The 17,150-nt window shown below is 66.1% G+C and carries 12 protein-coding genes; all 12 read right to left on the reverse strand.

The annotated features are described in order from the left end of the window. Positions 1-3 precede the first annotated feature (3 nt). Positions 4-573 (reverse strand): RNA polymerase sigma factor, encoded by a 570-nt coding sequence (locus ACX93N_RS01445; RefSeq protein ID WP_459426606.1) that lies wholly within the window; start codon positions 571-573, stop codon positions 4-6. 200 nt (positions 574-773) lie between these two features. Further along, positions 774-3,131, reverse strand: coding sequence for a S9 family peptidase (locus tag ACX93N_RS01450; protein ID WP_459426607.1), 2,358 nt, complete (start codon positions 3,129-3,131; stop codon positions 774-776). A gap of 47 nt (positions 3,132-3,178) precedes the next feature. Continuing rightward, positions 3,179-4,810: a serine hydrolase domain-containing protein gene (locus ACX93N_RS01455; RefSeq protein ID WP_459426608.1), complete on the reverse strand. Its 1,632-nt coding sequence runs from the start codon at positions 4,808-4,810 to the stop codon at positions 3,179-3,181. Between the two features lie 82 nt (positions 4,811-4,892). Continuing rightward, complete coding sequence (locus ACX93N_RS01460; protein WP_459426609.1) at positions 4,893-5,441, reverse strand: sarcosine oxidase subunit gamma family protein; 549 nt, start codon at positions 5,439-5,441, stop codon at positions 4,893-4,895. Continuing rightward, a complete protein-coding gene (locus ACX93N_RS01465; RefSeq protein WP_459426610.1) occupies positions 5,434-8,301 on the reverse strand; it encodes a 2Fe-2S iron-sulfur cluster-binding protein in 2,868 nt (955 codons plus the stop codon). Before ACX93N_RS01465 ends, ACX93N_RS01460 begins: the two co-directional genes overlap by 8 nt. After that, positions 8,298-8,591, reverse strand: coding sequence for a sarcosine oxidase subunit delta (locus tag ACX93N_RS01470; protein ID WP_459426611.1), 294 nt, complete (start codon positions 8,589-8,591; stop codon positions 8,298-8,300). Before ACX93N_RS01470 ends, ACX93N_RS01465 begins: the two co-directional genes overlap by 4 nt. A gap of 26 nt (positions 8,592-8,617) precedes the next feature. Continuing rightward, a complete protein-coding gene (locus ACX93N_RS01475) occupies positions 8,618-9,865 on the reverse strand; it encodes a sarcosine oxidase subunit beta family protein (protein WP_459426612.1) in 1,248 nt (415 codons plus the stop codon). 55 nt (positions 9,866-9,920) lie between these two features. Continuing rightward, entirely contained in the window at positions 9,921-11,165 is a 1,245-nt protein-coding gene (locus ACX93N_RS01480) for a metal-dependent hydrolase family protein (protein WP_459426613.1), read from the reverse strand. Further along, entirely contained in the window at positions 11,162-12,328 is a 1,167-nt protein-coding gene (locus tag ACX93N_RS01485) for a CapA family protein (protein WP_459426614.1), read from the reverse strand. The genes ACX93N_RS01480 and ACX93N_RS01485 overlap by 4 nt, the downstream gene beginning before the upstream one ends. A 44-nt stretch (positions 12,329-12,372) precedes the next feature. Next, positions 12,373-13,515, reverse strand: coding sequence for a DUF819 family protein (locus tag ACX93N_RS01490; RefSeq protein WP_459426615.1), 1,143 nt, complete (start codon positions 13,513-13,515; stop codon positions 12,373-12,375). Position 13,516: 1 nt separating this feature from the next. Further along, positions 13,517-15,730, reverse strand: a complete 2,214-nt coding sequence (locus tag ACX93N_RS01495; RefSeq protein WP_459426616.1) for a TonB-dependent receptor — start codon at positions 15,728-15,730, stop codon at positions 13,517-13,519. A gap of 222 nt (positions 15,731-15,952) precedes the next feature. Continuing rightward, on the reverse strand, positions 15,953-17,038 hold the full coding sequence (locus ACX93N_RS01500; RefSeq protein WP_459426617.1) for a helix-turn-helix domain-containing protein: 1,086 nt from the start codon (positions 17,036-17,038) through the stop codon (positions 15,953-15,955). Positions 17,039-17,150 lie beyond the last annotated feature (112 nt).

The raw sequence follows: 17,150 nt of genomic DNA on the forward strand, positions 1-17,150 counted from the left end.
GGGTTACCTTTGCTGTTCTTGAGCGCCGTTCTCGAGGGTGCGGTCCACTGCCCCGACGCCGCGTTCGTCGTCCATGGCCGCCATGAACTGGCTGCACCGGTACAGGCCGGTGGCAATGTGCTTCTCCACCGTGCTCGTCGAGACGGACAGCGCCGCGGCGATCTCCCGGTGCGAATAACCATACACCTTGCGCATCAGGAAAGCGCGGCGGCACTGGGGCGGCAGGCGCGCGGCCGCCCGGCAGAAGAGCGCCAGCCGCTGCTCCCCCTGGTACTGCTCCTCCAGGCTCGGTGACTCGCCCGGCTCCCCGCCACCGGTGGCGTCTTCAATGTAGTCAGTCAGCGCCCGCGCTTTCCGCGACAGCTCGTTCAGCGCGACATTCCGGGCTACGCGGAACAGGAAAGCCCGCGGCGAGCGCACCTCCTGCCCGCGCTCCGCCTCGAAGGCCCGCAGGTACGCCTCCTGCGCCACATCGTCGATGTCACGCGGATCGACGAAGAAGCGCGCCAGGAAGCGCTTGAGGAAGTCCCGGTTTTCCAGGTAGGCGCTTGAAACGCGGGAACGCCCGGTCATGCCTTTCCTTGGACTCATCCCCGACAGCTCCCCGGGTGCAGCGGATACCGTCGCTACGCCCTTTTTTCACGATAACTGTATGAGACAGGCCAGCGGGCGGAAACCCCCAGCCGAACTCGGATCCGGGACCTCGCCCGCCCGCCCCCGCAGCATTCCCCGGGCGCCGCCGGGGCGCAACGCGTCGCCATGCCTGCGAGCCGTCAGCGCCCCGCTGCCAGGTGTTCGACGAAGAACCGGCGCTGCCGCTTCACGATAAAGGGATGCGAGCCTGCGCCCAGGTGATCGGCATTCGGCACCACATAGCTGGTGAAATCCTTGTCGGCCTGCATCAGCGACTCGAAAATCTGCATGGCGGCCCGCAGCGGGACGTTTTCGTCGATTTCCCCATAGACGAGCATCAGCTCCGCCTGCAAGCCATCGAGCAGGGGCAGGTTGCTCACCCGCTCGCGGACGCCGTCGGGATCACCGGGGGGACCGAAGAAGCGTTCGTTCACCACGCCGGAAAAACTCGAGCTCTCGTACTCGTGGGGCCCCACATGCGAGACCACGACGTCGAAGAAAGCGGGGAACAGGAGCGCGGCACGCAGAGAGCCGTAGCCCCCGTAGGAGAGGCCCGTCACGCCGACCCGCGACAGATCGAGATAGGGCCGCTGCCGCGCCAGCTGTTCCAGCGCGGCCCTGTGGTCCACCGCGCCGAAAACATCCTCCTGCCCCGCAAAGGCGTAGCGGAAGGCAGCATCACGGCCCGTGGTACCGCGACCGTCTACGGATACCACGATAAAACCGGCCTCCGCGGTCGCCTGGGCATTGAACGCGGTACTCGGGACAAAGTTATCTTTGAAGGACTTCGGCGCACTGGTGCGCTGCGGCCCGGGATACATCTGGTCGATAACGGGATAGCGTTTTCGCTCGTCGAAGGTCGTCGGCTTGAACAGCACGCCATGCAGCGGCGTCACGCCATCGGCAGCCGGCACGACAAAGCGCTCGGGGGGCGTCCACCCGGTTGCCAGCAGTGCCTCGATGTCGGCGCGCAGCAGCTCACTGACCAGTTCGCCATCGCGGTTCCGCACCACCAGCGTCGGCGGTGCATCCGTCGTCGAGAAACTGTCCACGAAATAGTTGCCGGATGGCGAAAGGCTTGAAGCCGGGGCGGCAAAACCCGCTGTGGGGAGCACGCTGCGCGCGAAGTCGTGCATGGCGTCCTCCGGCGTCAGCAGTACCGGTTCGCCGCCATCCATACTGACACGATAGAGATGCGCGTAATACGGGTTGCGACCCTCCTCGACACCCCCCGCCGTGTAGTACACCTCGCGGCGTTCCTCGTCCACGCGAAGCAGGTCAAAGACCACGCCGGCACCGCTGGACAAGCGGCGCTTGAGGTCACCGGTGACGGCGTCGTAAAGATAGAGCTGCCCCGACCCTTCACGCTGGGAGTACCAGAGGAACTCACTCCCGTCCGCGCTGTAGTGAAACGCCGGAAAGTGGTAATCATGGGCGTTGAAGCCGTACCAGTGTGCCTGCTCCTCCGCGATCAGTTCCCGGGTCGTCCCGCTCTTCAGGCTGATCTCGATCAGGCCGTAGCGCTCTCCCCCAGAGGTGGCGGTGACCAGCACGAGCGTCCCTTTCTCGACGCTCCACCAGACCACACCGAAGGAAAGATAAAGATCCGCATAGTCCTGCAGCAGCGCCGGATCAATATCGATGACCCTTTTAACGCCCGTTTGCGTGTCGAAAACGGCCACCTCGGTAGCGACCTGGACGCGGTCTGCCGGGAACACAGTCCGATCCAGGTGGCCAACGGTAAAAGGCTGATCAGGGGGGAGGTGCTCAACGACATAGGGCCGCCGCGGGATGCTGCGCAGGTCGCGCCTGCCCGTCAGCAGGTAGCGTCCGTCTGGTGACCAGTGCACTGAGGCCAGCGGCGCATCCTTGCCTGCGCGCCGCCGCGCGACCCGGCTGAAGTCGATAGCCAGCTGCCCGTAGCTGAAACCGGCCTCGCCATCACTGCTGAGGCGCTGCTCTTCCCCGCTCGCCACGTCCAGCAACCACAGGTCGTGATCGCGCAGGAACACCACCCGCGTTCCCGCCGGATCGGGTATCCCGTTGACCATCGGCCCGGCGGCCCCGGCGGCTTCACAGGCCAGTGGTTCTCCGGAACAGCGGAAGCGCCTGCCCGCCAGCGAAACGGTGAGTCCATCTGCCTCCGGATTCAGGCTGTCAAGCGGCAGCCGGTCGGCAGCGAAACGATCGCCGGTAGCAAGGCTCAGTGCCCGCGCCAGGGCGTCATGATCGAAGGCGGATGATCTTGAGGCCGTCCTGGCATCGAAGATCCAATAGTGCCAGCCGCCGTCGCGCGTTTCTTCACGAAACCACAAGCGGTCGCTACTGCCAAGCCAGCGTGGCGCGACATGCAGGTTACGGATTTTTTCGAGCAGCCTGGCGGTCTCGAAATCAGCCGGGGCCGCCGAAAGGCCCACCGAGGTCAGAAGCAGGGCGACCAGTGCGACCCACGCCGGCCCGCTCCACTTCCCTTTGAAAAACACGCTTGCTCGCTCCATAAAAGATTCCTCACGCATCGGCTCGCGGGCTGGATCCGGACCCGTTGTCAGTCGTCTGCCAACAGCAGCCCGCCCAGCGACCGGAACGGCGCCGGCTCAAGCTGAAGATACGGCGCAAGCACCCGGGCCTCGTCGAGGGTAATAGCCAGCCCGCCCTCCTGGATGAAGGCCCGCAGTGCCGCAGGCGTCGAGCCCGCCGTGAGCATCGCCCGGCAACCGGCGAGGAAACCGCTCTCGTCCCAGAGCGCCGGAACCCCGGCAGGCCTGTGGGCTGGACGGGCCTTCGCGGCGATGCGCTCAAGGCTGTCCGGCGGTACCGGCATCGTCATCCCCAGGCCGTGGCGATAGGCCTCCATGAACAGCGCACCGCGCAGATAGGAAGCCTTCCAGGCCGCGTTCTCCACGGCCGGCGGCTCTTCCCGGGGCAAGGGCGGGGGCTGGTTGTCCAGCCAGCTCTGCACCAGCGCCTCGATCGGCGCGATCAGGCTCCGGTCGTGGGCGAGGTTCCACTGGTTCACGGCAAGCACCAGCGCGGTGCCGTGCGCCGGCCAGGCGATGCCCATGGTCCGCCATCCGAACATGTGCCCGCCACCGTGGTGAAAAGCCCGCCCGGGGGAGCTCCAGTCGCGCAGCCACCAGATGAGCCCCTGGGACTCCCCCGGCAGCGGCTTGCCATAGTGGGCAATGGGCCCGTCGAAGGCGGGCGTGAGCATGCGCCGGGCACTCTCCTCCGACAGAATCCGCGCGTCGCCGTGGCGCCCCCCCGCCATCATCATCAGCAGCACTTTCAGGTGATCACGGGGGATGGACAACATGCCACCGGCCGGATACTCCTCGAGGAGCACCGGCAGGGATTCAAGCCAGACGGGCCCAAGGGCGGCGTAGCCTTTGCTGGTCATGGACCACAGGGCAGCGTCAACATGGTCGGGCGACTGCACCGGTGGCAGGGCCGAGTGGTCCATACCCAGCGGTGCAAGGATTTCCCGTGCCACGAATTCCGGGAAGCTCAGCTTCTCGGCGTTGACCGACTGTACGACAAGACCCAGCAATGCAACGCCGAGGTTCGAGTACTGACGTGTCGCGCCGACCGGTGCGGTCCACGTGGGTATTCCGCCAAGGCCGGGTTGCACCGGGGCGGAAAGCCGCGCCCGCACGGCCTCGGCAAGAGAACGGGGGTTTTCGTGGACGGGGCTGGCGACATCACCACCCAGCCCTGAGCTGTGATTGAGCAGATGCCCGATCGTCACGGTACCGCCGCCAAGGGGGTTGCTCACATCGAAAGCGAGGTGTTCTGCCACGGGGTCAGCCAGCGCCAGTTCCCCGCGGTCAACCAGGATCATGGTTGCAATGCCGGCGTAAACCTTGGCCATGGAACCGGAGTGGAACACGGTTTCCGGGGTCTGCGGGACAGCGCCGGCCACATCCGACCAGCCGTAGGCACCCTCCCAGGCCAGCTTCCCGTCAACGGCCAGCGCGATATTGAGCCCGGGCGCGCCGTGGGCGTGCAACAGCGCGGGAATCAGCGCATCGAGCGCCTGCGCCAGGCGGAGCGCCGCCCCCGTGCTGCTGTGGAGCCGGGAAAGCTTCGGCAGCTCGCTCGCCACCCCTTGCGGTGCGGCGTAGGCGTCGCTCAGCACGGCCAGCAGCACCACTGCGGCGCAGTAACGCGCCAGGCGCAAGCATTGCTTCCCGCGCTTCGCCTGCTGCTCCGTCCGGCCGCGTTGTCGACAAAGCACCGGACGGCGCTGAACGCCGTTGCCTTCAGACGAGCGCTTCATGACACCACCTCCAGAGGTACGCCGCGTGCGGTCGGGCTGCGAGCAGAAGCATCGCGTCGCTCTCCGCAACGAGGACGGCAGCCACGCCGGCAAAGCGCGTCCTCGCACAGTGACCGGGACGAACGGCACCGACGTCCATGGTCGTGCCGCGGGCAAGCAGGCGATGCCGTTCCCCGCCCCCGATGCGCAAGGTCACCAGCCCGTCACTGGTCACCGTCGCGGCCGCTGCACCGAGCCGGGCCTGCAAGTGTAATGCGGCGTCGATCGGCGATTCATCATGCAGCCGGTCCGCATCCAGCAACAGCCAGTCTCCCGGTGCGCAGCCCGCAAGGCGGCAGCCATCGACCGTGACCACGTCACCGGTGGCGGGAAGTCCCCGGCCCAACGCTTCTTCGACCCGCCGAACAGCGGACGCATCCTGCGCCAGAAGCCGCAGCCGCAGTACGGCCTGCCTCTGAACAGCCTCAAGGACGACAGCTCCCCGGGTGACGGCTTTTTCAGCAAGCGGCGGCGCCGCGACAAGTTCAGCCATGAAGGCGCTCTCCGTCCGGGTCGTAAAAGGCGGGGGCAACCAGCCGCGCAGCGGTCTGCTCACCCTGGTACCAGACCTGCACGGTCTCTCCGCGTCGCTCCACCGCCGCCTCAACCAGGCCCAGCGCCACGGTACGACTCAGCGTCGGGCTGTGATGGGCTGAGGTCACGTAACCGGCTGATCGCTGTCCATCGGCCGAGAGCACGTGGGCACCATCGGTAAGCGCCACCCCGGGCTCGAGCGGTTCAATGCCTGTGAACTGGCGGCGCCCCGGCTCCCGGCCCGCCGGCAGCATCAGCGAACGCCGTCCGACAAAGTCAGCCTCCTGCTTCGAAATGGCCCGGCCCCAGCCATAGTCCTGGGGCATACTGGTCCCGTCCGTGTCCGTGCCCACGTGGACGTAGCCCTTCTCCAGACGCAGCACCAGCAGCGCCTCCAGCCCGAAGGGCTGCAGCCCCAGGTCCGCGCCAGCCGCCAGCAGGCTCTCCCACAGGGCCTGGCCGAAACTTGCCGGAACGCTGATCTCGAAGGACACCTCGCCGGTAAAGCTTGCCCGCAAGACACGGCAGGGGACGCCACAGAGTGTCCCGCTGCGGAAACGCATGTGCGGGAAAGCTGCGGCGTCCAGCGGCAGGTCCGAAGGCAGGCGCGCAAGAACCTGGCGGGAGGCCGGGCCGCTGAGCATGATCGTGGCCCAGGCCGCCGTGACACCACTCACCAGCACAGCCAGGTCCCGCCATTCGCACTGCAACCATTCCTCCATGTGCTCGTGGACCATCGCCGCCCCGCCGGACGTCGCGTGGACCAGAAAGTGATCGTCAGCGATGCAGACCACCACGCCGTCATCGATGATAATGCCCTCCTCGTTGAGCAGGAGCACGTAGCGCGCCGCCCCGGGGCGGAGCGTCAGCAGGTTGTTCACATACAGGCGATTCAGGAACACGCGCGCATCCGGCCCGCGCACCTCGATCTTGCCCAGGGAGGAGTAATCGAGAAGACCCGCGGCACGGCGCACTGCGAGTACTTCGCGCTGCACGGCGTCGTCCTCGGTCTCACCGGACCGCAGGTAGCAGGCCGGCCGCTGCCAGCCGCCGTATTCCTCGAGCTTACCGCCCAGCGCCCGGTGCGCGTCATGCGCGGGAAGCTCACGCCAGGGGTGGTACAGCGCGCCCACTTCGACGCCGCCGAAGGCGCCGAGCGTTGCCGGGTGGTAGGGAGGCCGGAATCGCGTGGTCCCCACCGCCGGCACCGGCTGCCCGGTGAGCTGCGCCAGCAGGCCAAGCGCGTTGACGTTGCTCGTCTTGCCCTGGTCGATGGACATCCCCGCTGTGGTGTAGCGCTTCAGGTGCTCGACCGAGCGGTAGTTCTCGCGCACGGCGAGTTCGATGTCGGCAACGGTGACGTCGTACTGCAGGTCGACCCACTGTCGATGAGCGCTGGGGCCCGGCGTCCGCCACCAGGGGAGGAGGTTCAGGGGCTCGCCGAAGTCACCGGCGGCGCGGCCGACGACCGCCATCGGGGCATCCGTTGCATCCGGCACGAAACAGGCATCCGCCTCCCGCCAGCTCAGCTTGCCGCCTGCCTGGGAGTACAGATGCACCGTGGGCGACCAGCCACCGGCGACCGCCAGCAGATCGCAGGCCAGGCGCGTGCCCGGGCCCACCAGCCGGTCCCCGGCTTCCGTGAGCGACTGCACCGTGATCGCCGAGACAGCGCGCCGGCCATGCACCGCGACCACCGCGTGGCCCAGGTACTGAACGATCCCCGCGGCGGAAGCGGCCTCCTGCAGGGCCGGGTCCACCTCGCGGCGCAGGTCAACGATGCGGGCGACCGGCACGCCCCGGGCGCTAAGCTCAAGGGCACGACGCCAGGCGCTGTCGTTGTTTGCATAGACGGCCAGCTGCCGCCCCGGCACGACGCCGTAACGCAACGCATACTCCACCACGGCAGAGGCCAGCATGATCCCGGGGCGGTCGTTATCGGGGAACACCAGGGGACGCTCGAGCGCGCCGGTCGCAAGCACAACCCGGCCCGCGAAGAGACGCCAGAAACGCTGCCGGGGCTCATCCGTTGGCGCGGCGGTGCCGAGATGGTTCGTACAGCGCTCGAGCGCGGCCAGCGTCCGATGGTCATAGCAGCCGTTCACCGTCGTCCGCGGCAGCAGCCGCACATTCGGCCGCCGGTCCAGCTCAGCAACGGCCTCTGCAAGCCAGCGCGCATCATCCTTGCACTGGCTCGCCAGCAGGCGCCCGCCGAGGCGTTCCTGCTCGTCCACCACCCACACTCGGCACTGTGGATCCGTGCTGGCTTCGAGCGCCGCGGTCAGCCCCGAGCGCCCCGCGCCGATGACCACAACGTCCGCGTGGGCGTTCTCCTTGACGTAGCGCTGGTCATCCGCCATTGCCGGTGCGCGCCCAAGGCCCGCGGCGCGGCGCACCAGCGGCTCCCAGAAGTGCCAGCTGGGCCATTTGAAGGTCTTGTAGTAAAAGGACGCCGGCAGCAGGGGGCGGACGAGATCCAGCAGACTTCCGACGTCACACCGGACGTTCGGCCAGGCGTTCTGCCCGCTTGCCCGGAGGCCGTCATAGAGCGGCACAAGCGTTGCCCGGGTATTGGGCTCGCCGCGGGCACCCTCCTCCAGCTGCACAAACGCACCGGCTTCCTCGACCCCTGCCGCGAAGACACCGCGAGGCCGGTGAAACTTGAAGCTGCGCCCGGCAATGGCGACGCCGTTGGCAAGCAATGCGGAGGCCAGCGTATCACCGGCGTAACCGCGGTAACGCCGACCATCAAAAGAGAACTCGACCGGAGTGGAGCGGTCGACCTGTGCGCAGGCGAGGCGTTCAACGGAGCGGATCACGTCCCGCCCTCCACTGCCAGGTTGGGCTGCGGCTCTCCCATCGCGTACACCGCCAGCACCTCGTGACTCACAAGATCCCGCGCCAGGTTGAACCACTGGCCACAGCCGTAGCGATGGTGCCAGCGCTCGAGCTGCGTACCCTTGGGATTCTCACGAAGATAGAGGTAGGCCGCCCACGTCTGATCATCCACTGCCGCGGGATCCGCCGGCCGCTCGATGTGGGCCTCACCGCCGCAGCGGAACTCGTCCTCGCTGCGCAGTCCGCAATGAGGACACGCGATTCGCATCATCAGGAAATCTCTCTCTTCACCATTAATCAGTGGGCCACGCCGGCGGCAGCGCCCTCATCGATCAGCCGGCCCTGGGCAAAGCGATCCAGCCCGAAGGGTTCGATGAGTTCGTGGGGCCGGTCTTCAGCCATGGTGAACGCCAGGGTCTCGCCACCGGCGGGGATCGCCTTGTAGCCACCGGTGCCCCAGCCGGTACTCAGATAGAGACCGGTAATGGGGGTCTTGCCGACGATGGGGCTGGCATCCGGCGCAATATCCACGATGCCCCCCCACTGCCGCAGTTGGCGCAGCCGGGAAAGGCGCGGGTACAGCGCCACCACGGCGTTGAGTACCGCCTCGGTGCCGCGAAGGGAGCCACGCTGGGAATAGCTGGGGTAGAGGTCCGTACCGCCGCCGATAATCAGCTCACCCCGGTCGGACTGTGACAGGTAACAGTGAACGCTGGGGCAGATCACCAGGTGGTCCAGGCACGGCTTCACCGGCTCGCTCACCATGGCCTGCAGGGTCTGGCTGACAATCGGCAGCCGGAGGCCTGCCTTTGCCGCCAGCACGGAACTGTGCCCGGCAACCGCGAGCGCCACCTTGTCGGTCTGCACGCGGCCGCGAGTGGTCTCTAAGCCTTTAACCCTGCCGTCACTGATGTCGAAACCGGTGACCTCGCAGTGCTGGATAAGGTCCACCCCGAGCGAGTCCGCGGCGCGCGCGTAGCCCCAGGCCACGGCGTCATGGCGGGAGATCCCGGCCCTTCGTTGCATGAAACCGCCATAGACGGGGTAGCGCGCGCTCGCGCTCATGTTCAGCAGCGGCACACGTTCAGCAATCTCCTCCCGCGACAGCAGCTCGCTGTCCACACCATTGAGCTGGATAGCATTCACCCAGCGCCGGAAGGTCTCCATCTCATGCCGGCTGCACGCGAGGCCGATCTGCCCATGCTGGCTGAGCATGATATTGAAGTTGAGCTCCCTGCCCAGCCCCTCGTAGAGCCGCAGCGCCCGCTCGTAGAAGCGCGTGCTCTCGGGATAGAAGTAGTTCGAGCGGCTGACTGCCGTATTGCGTCCCGTGTTCCCGCCACCGAGCCAGCCCTTTTCCAGCACCGCGATATTGCTCATACCGTGCTCTTTGGCCAGGTAGTAGGCCGTGGCCAGGCCGTGTCCCCCGCCACCGACGATGACCGCATCATAGCGTTCACGAAGCGAAGGGCTGCGCCAGGCCTGGGGCCAGCCGGCATGGCCCGTCGCCGCACCGCGAAGCAGTGACAGGAACGAGTACCTCATCGGCCTGCCGCGCACATCGCGGGGCGCTTTCCCGGTTGGCTGCTCCACGCCCATTTCAAGCCGTCACCCGGTCGCGGATGAGTTCGCCGTTGCGCACGATGACACTGATCGTCTCTTCGCCGCGGCTCAGCAGGCTGATATCGTCGAGCGGATTGCCGTCGACGAGGATCAGGTCCGCATAGGCCCCGGCAGCGATCACGCCCAGCCTGCCCTTTTCCTGGAGTATCTCCCCGGCAAGGCTGGTCGCCGACCGCAGCACCTGGAGCGGCGGCTCCAACTCGGCCCGGAGCACAAACTCCATGCCCTGACGGTGGTGCTGACCGGCCAGGAGGTCGGTGCCGAAACCGAGTTTCACGCCGGCGTTGACGAGGTTCTCCAGGCCCTGAAGCGTCGCCTCGTAGAAGCCTCGCAGCTTGTCCTGGCTGGCCTGCGGCAGGCCGAGTGCCGCGCCGTCGTCGGTCAGTGCGCGGGCCACAGAGAGCGTCGGAACGGCATAGACACCCTTCTCGGCGAGGAACGCGGCCGTCTCCGGAGACGCCATGGAGGCATGCTCGATGCTGCGTATTCCCAGCTCCGCGGCGCGCCGGATCGCGGCATCCGAGTGGCAGTGCGCCATGACATAGCTGCCCCGCACCTCCGCCTCGTGAACGGCAGCACGGATCTCCTCATCAGTGAACTGGAGCGGAAGCAGCGGATCCGTCGGACTCGCCACGCCGCCGGAACACATGAGCTTTACGGCCTTCGATCCGCGACGGAACTCACCCCGGACCGCCTTGCGCACCTCGTCGGCACCGTCGGCGATGGCGGTGAAGCGGGCCATGGCGGGCGCGTGGCAGGCACAGGTGACGAAATCCTGCTCGCGCGGGGAACGGAAGTCGCCGTGGCCGCCGGTCTGGGAGATGAAACGCCCGGTCAGATAAAAGCGGGGGGCCTGGACAAAACCGCGTTCGAAGGCCATCGCGTAGCCCGCATCGGTCCCGCCAGCGTCGCGAAGACAGGTAAAGCCCCGCTGCAGGCTCGCCTGAACAAAACCCGCGGCAAACATCGCCAGATACTCGCTCGGCGCCTGGCTCAACGCCGTGGTATCCAGGTCGGCAGCCGCAATGTGCACGTGGAGGTCTATCAACCCGGGCATGAGCGTCCTGCCGCCGGCGTCAATGACGCGATCCGCGGATAGCTGCAGCTCGCTGTCGGAAAACTCTTTGATCGTTCCATCCTCGACGTAGACGGAGCCGTTCTCCACAAGGTCGCCGCTCTCGCCATCGAAGACCGTTGCATGCTTGATCAAAAGGCTGCTCATCGTCCCTCCTCCGCGCCCGGGCGAACCTCAATGCAGGCACCAAAGCCCTCGCGCTCTACGGCTACAAGTTCACTGCGAATGCCCTGAGAGCGATTGCAGTGCTCGACATAGGCAACGACCTCGGCGCCCTCCTCCGAATCCGGCGCTACCGCGACAACGCGTCCGTCGGGCCGCAGGCGGCAGGGCACGAACCCCGCGCCGGTAATCTCTTCGCCGCTCGCAGTGACGTAAGCAAAGGCCGTAAGTCGCGCGTCCTCGTGCATGGGCAATAACGGCCAACCTTCCCTTGGCGCCAGCTGATAGCCGGCGGCATCCGGCGGCAGGGCCGCGAACATCGCCCTGGCCTCGTCGCTGAGCTGAAGCTTGAGATCGAATACGAAATGCCCGAGACCATAGAAAATCGGCTTGTTCCGATACCAGTCGATGCCCCGAAGCGTGTGATGATGGCAACCGGCAACGACGTCCACGCCCGCATCGATAGCAAGGCGCGCCAGTTCCTTCTCCAGGTCCGTCAGGTGATAGGGCCGCAGGAAGTCGCCCCAGTGGATACTGGCGATCACGATGTCCGCACGTTCGCGTGCTGCGGCAATATCGGCCCGCAGCGCGGCCAGGTCATTTTCGTCGAGAATCGTTCGGGTCTTTGGCGGTGTGCCGGGGATATGGTAGTTCTCATAGGCCGGCTGCCAGAAGTCGTAGCCACGCATGGGCACGACCCCCGGCACGTTGGAACGCGCTTCATAGCCCATGGGAAAGACACAGGCATAGCCGAGGACGGCGATGGTGCTATCCCCCGCCTGCACGAGCGCCGGCTCGCGGGCGGCCTGTAACGTCGGGCCTGCGCCGCAGGTCTGGCAACCGGCCTTGCGTAGCCGCTCCCGGTTCTCGAGCATGGCGGCATGGCCCGCATCGATGCTGTGGTTGTTCGCGAGGGACAGCACATCGAAGCCGGCCTGCGGCAGTGCATCGAGATAGCGCGCCCTGGGAATCACGGGGATTCCCACACTGGGGGCGGGTTGCGGGTCATCGGCGTAGACGCCCTCGCAGTTACCGATGAGCACATCCGGCCAGGACAGGAGGCGCTGCACCTGGTCGAACGCCTCGAGCGGATCCTCCCGATCCACGAGAAGGTCGCCGACGATCCCCAGCTTTGTTTCGTTTTTCATGATGCACTCCGGTTTCTAGTGCGGGGTTTCCCTGCTCGTCGCCTTCACAGCTGGAGCAACCCCGCCAGCGTGATACCAATGACGTTCGCCGAGGCGTAGCCGATCAAGCCCACGAGCAGACCCGGCGTTACCAGGTCACTCCAGCGCATCGCACCTGCCATTCCGGCGGCTAGCGGGGGGCCTCCGACGCAAGCGGCGGAGGCAATCAGCAATTCCCTGCCCGGCACGCGCAGTAGCCGACCGAGAACGCCGAGCAGCACCGCATGGGTGAGAAGGAGCGTTGCGGTGAAAAGCATGAACGCCAGGCCCTCTGACAGCGCCAGCTGCAGATCGACCTGCGCACCGATCGCGGCGAAGAAAAGATAGATGAGAAACTGCCCGAGAGGCTGTGTTCCTGCCAGCCGCACCGATCCCCCGGAGACACAGGTCGCGACGGCGAGCGCAAGGACGGTCAGCAGCAGGTACTTGACCGCCTGCGAGCCGAGCGCGTAGGCGGCAAGATCACTGCAGGCAACGATGGCCATCGCCACGAGGAGACAGCGGGCAAGCGACAGCTCGCTGATGACCTGCCCGGCGGGCCCGGGATCGTCGCTGGCGGGAGCCGGCTCCTCCCCTTCGCCGTTTTCGCCGTTTGCGCCGTGCCCGCCGCGGGCAAAGATACCGGTGGCCGGCAGTACCGCCAGGGCAATGAAATAGGGGATCACCAGCGCGTATACCGAAGCTGCGACCAGCACGAAGCGTGGATCATTGACGAGGCCGAGGGCACCCGCGACGGCTACCGAGTTTGCCGATCCGCCTATGAAGCCAGCGCTTATGATACTGGCCCAGGCGGTGTCATTCTCACCGAGCAGACCGAGAACGGTCCCCAGCACCGCACCGCAGAGAACGCCCGCCACAGCGAGCAGGAAGGCCTTCAACATCGGCTGCGCCTCACGCCCTACGCGGGACAGGTTGACCTCGAGGAGAAAAAGCGTGATCGCAAGCGGTACGAAGTGCTCGTTAATCAGCGCGTAGACGGGCGACGCACCGGGCAGTAGCCCCAGGCCACCCAGCAGGGCGCCGGCAGCAATGGCGGCACTGACGCCAAACTGCCTGACGCCGGGCCGGGCGGCCACCCAGAGCCCCAGGGCCGCCACCGCAAGCAGCAGGGCAGCAACAAGGGAGTCGGCCTGCAGAGCCTCCGGCATCCTAGAAGCTGTACCTGAGCGTCGCTCCCAGTACGCGCGGATCGCCAACGATCAGGCCATTGCCCGACCCGACACCGTCGATGCCGTACTCCAGTACCTCATCCAGCAGGTTGGTGACGAAGACATCGACACCCCAGTTAGAAAAATCAGCGCCGACGCGAAGATTCAGTAACTTGCGTGCTTCGAGCTCGCGGAACGCACCGCCGACGACGACGCCAGTGGACGGACCGGTTGCCAGGTCCGGGTACTGCCCCCCCGTGTACTGATAATCGATGCGGGCGAACCCGTCTCCGCCGCCCGGAGCGTCGAAGCCGAGTTCCGCGAAGGCGCTGCCGCTCCATTCGGGCGTATTCGTCAGGGGCTGGCCGGCAACGATGTCCGAGCCCGGCGGCACTTCGGTCAGCTCCGAGTCGAGGTAGGCGAGCGAAATACCCGCGGTGAAGCGGTCCAGAGGACTGAATACCAGGTCCACCTCGGCGCCGCTTATCTCGGCGGCGCCGGCATTGCTCTGGAAGCCGAAGGGGTTGTCGGCGACGATCACCGAGTCCGTGATCTGCACATCCTGCCATTCGGAATAGAAAAGCGCCGCATTCAGCTGCAGCCGGCCGTCGTCCGACTGAAATTTCGCGCCGATCTCGAAATTGTCCAGGGTATCCGGTTCGTACAGCATCGGAACGCCGGGCACCAGCGCGGAGTTCAGGTTCGGCCCGCCAGAGCGGAAGCCCTGGCTGTACATGGCATAGGTGGAGAGATTCTGCTGTGGCGTGAAGCGCACCCCGGCGCGGTACAGGACATCGTCGACATCCGTTTCGACCGCGGAGGCGTTGCTCAGGAAGGAAAGGAATCCGCCTACGAGGAGCTCCTGCTCCAGCGTGAGATCCTCCTGGAACCAGCGCACACCGCCGATCAGCTCGAGGGTCGGGGTGAGCGCGTAGGTAAAGTCGCCATAGAGTGCGAGCTGCTCGAACCCTTCCTCCGTATCCCGGTAGGACGTGAACGCCGTCCGCGACAGGGGGCAGGGTCTCGCCGCAAACGGCTCTGCACCGATGGCCTCTGCCGCGCCGGGCGCATCGAATTCCCCGCAGGTCGCCGCATCCCGATCGCGATAGAAAGCGCCAAGGATCCAGCTCAGGTCACCGCTCGTCGTGGAGACAAGCCGGAGCTCCTGGGTGAAGGTATCCTGGTCAACTTCGGTGGGAAAGGTCTCCTCCGGCATGCCGAGGAAGAAGAACTTGGGTCTCAGGTAGCGGCTCGAATCAACCAGGGAGCTGACCGAGGTCAGCGTCGCTGCGCCGAACTCGATATTGGCGGTAAGCGCATAAACCTCGAATTCCAGCTCCGCCTCTCGGTCTTCCAGCAGGCTCTGCTGGTAATCGTCCAGCGACTCATCAACGTCGGAATAGCCGTCAACCTGCGAATCGTTGCGGAGATAGAGCAGGTCAATATCCACCCGGTCACTCAGCTGCCACCCGAAGTTGATACGGAGCGCGCTGGAATCCCGGGAATTGACTTCGTCTTCGCCGGTCACGACATTGTCGATGAAGCCGTCGCGCTCACTGTAGGAGCCGACAACACGCAGACCGGCGCGTCCGCCAGCCAGCGGTACGTTGACCACGCCGCGGGTGCGTTGGCGCAGTCCACCGCCCTCAAAGCTGCCGACCATGGCTTCGACACGGCCCGAGAACGCTTCGTAATCGACGGGGTTGGTAAGCAGGCGCACTGCGCCGCCCATGGCACCCTCACCGTAAAGCGTACCCTGCGGGCCCTTGAGCACCTCGACCCGCTGCAGGTCATAGATATCGAGGTCTGGCAACGGTCCCGCGCCGGAGATCGGGACGTCGTTCAGATACAGGCCTACCGTTGCAACCGAGTCGGCCGAGCCGTACTTCCCCCCGGTCAGGTTCGAAACACCGCGGATACCGAGCCGCGAGGCGCCGCTGCCACCGACGGTGGTGAGGCCCACAGCCGGAACGCCGGCGAGGTAGTCCTGGAAATTCTCGGCCCCCGTCTGCTCGAGCATCGCGCCGCCGAGAACATCGATCGTCGACGGCACTTCCAGCACGGAGGACTCGCGCCGCGCCGCGGTCACGATCACTTCTTCCAGAACCCCGGCACGACTCTCGGTCTGCGCCGTGATTGTCTGGGAGAAACAGCCCAGTCCCGCTCCCGCGACAAGCGCGGCAGCGATCGGCGTCATCCTGCCTGTGTTTTCCATGGTTCCCCTCCGGCTATGCCTTTTCCCACTGTTTTCTCGCTATTTTCTCGCCCGCCTTGCAGGCGACCGATCGTGTTAGGGCAGCATAGCAACGCCGCCGGCAGGAAGAATGACGGAAAAACACTGATTCAATGACCTTTCGGCACTGCGCCCGGCACTACGCCCGGCAGTGGGCCCCGCCCATGCGTTGAGGGACGAGTGACAGCGGAAAGGGGGGACGGGCTAGCCGCGGGCGCCGCGATCGCGACCGGGAGACGTGCCCGTGATCCGCTTGTAAGCGCGGCTGAAGCTGCTGGCGTCGCCATAGCCCACCTGCTCCGCCACGGCTGCGACGGAGAGGCCCTCGCCCAGCAGCGCCTGCGCCCGCGCCACCCGCTGCCGCACGAGGTACTCGTGGATAGTGAACCCATAGAGAAGGCGAAAACCCTCGTTAAGCTTGCGCCGGTTGATCGAGGCCCAGGCGCTCAGGCTGCTGATACTGTGTTCTTCGTCCACGTTCTCCTCCAGTCGCCGCTTCAACTCGGAAAGCACCCGGAGCTCGCGGGAACGCAGCCTTATGGAATACTCGTCGGGGTCATCCACAACCACCGGGCTTCGAAGGCATTCTGCGAGCACCTGATAGACAGCGCCCGTCATCATCAGGCGAGCCATCGGCAACGTCACGTCGAGATTCATCAGCTTTCGAAGAACGACCGTCAGCTCCGACGGTGGCTCGAAAGAGGCGAGGTTGACCCGGTCGGCGGCCGACAGATGCTCGCCCTCGTTACCGAACAGGCGCGCAGAGGCGCCACGGGCGCCGAAGCTCTCGAGAAGGGAAGGCTTGAAGTAAATCGCTGCGGCGGACAGCGTGGTTCCCGAGCGGGCGACGAAGCTCACGTCCACGCCATCCGCGAAATCGATCAGCGAACAGTTGATCCCCGTGGCCTTGTGTACCTGCTCGCCGACGCGTTCCTCGACGCTGCCGTCGCAGCGAAGCCGGAGCGCATGCCAGTTGCGTGCGCGGTAATGCATGGAAAAACCCGCCCCGATCACATCCCTTACAACAATCAGAGCACACTCCGGGTGCAGCCGGTAAAAGTCGAGACTGCCCCCCCGGGGGATCAGGTAACGGGCACCGAAGCAATCTCCGCTGCCGACGCCGAGGACCTCGAAGCATTGCATCAACTCGTCGAGATCAAAATGCGAGGCCCTCGGAAAGGGCGCTCCGCTGGCAGCCGGATCCTGCTCCAGCAGCTGGCCGACCTGCCGGTGTGGGGCGCTGCGCAAGAAATCGGCAAGGCTGATCGGCGCCGCTTCCCGCGCGGTCATCGCCCCTGCCCCCCTGTGACTCGCGGCTGCGCGCACAGTGGCAGAACGCACAGTGGCAGAAATAGCAGCGAGAGGTTGCTGCGTGCCGTTTTCACATAGCTTCCGTGCGCAA

Source organism: Pseudohaliea sp., from assembly GCF_054552115.1.

Bases quoted from the DNA above. Each gene is read 5' to 3' on its own strand.
- ACX93N_RS01445 (WP_459426606.1), bottom strand. From the start codon at position 573: ATGACCGGGCGTTCCCGCGTTTCAAGCGCCTACCTGGAAAACCGGGAC.
- ACX93N_RS01450 (WP_459426607.1), bottom strand. From the start codon at position 3,131: ATGGAGCGAGCAAGCGTGTTTTTCAAAGGGAAGTGGAGCGGGCCGGCG.
- ACX93N_RS01460 (WP_459426609.1), bottom strand. From the start codon at position 5,441: ATGGCTGAACTTGTCGCGGCGCCGCCGCTTGCTGAAAAAGCCGTCACC.
- ACX93N_RS01470 (WP_459426611.1), bottom strand. From the start codon at position 8,591: ATGATGCGAATCGCGTGTCCTCATTGCGGACTGCGCAGCGAGGACGAG.
- ACX93N_RS01475 (WP_459426612.1), bottom strand. From the start codon at position 9,865: ATGAGGTACTCGTTCCTGTCACTGCTTCGCGGTGCGGCGACGGGCCAT.
- ACX93N_RS01480 (WP_459426613.1), bottom strand. From the start codon at position 11,165: ATGAGCAGCCTTTTGATCAAGCATGCAACGGTCTTCGATGGCGAGAGC.
- ACX93N_RS01485 (WP_459426614.1), bottom strand. From the start codon at position 12,328: ATGAAAAACGAAACAAAGCTGGGGATCGTCGGCGACCTTCTCGTGGAT.
- ACX93N_RS01490 (WP_459426615.1), bottom strand. From the start codon at position 13,515: ATGCCGGAGGCTCTGCAGGCCGACTCCCTTGTTGCTGCCCTGCTGCTT.
- ACX93N_RS01495 (WP_459426616.1), bottom strand. From the start codon at position 15,730: ATGGAAAACACAGGCAGGATGACGCCGATCGCTGCCGCGCTTGTCGCG.
- ACX93N_RS01500 (WP_459426617.1), bottom strand. From the start codon at position 17,038: ATGACCGCGCGGGAAGCGGCGCCGATCAGCCTTGCCGATTTCTTGCGC.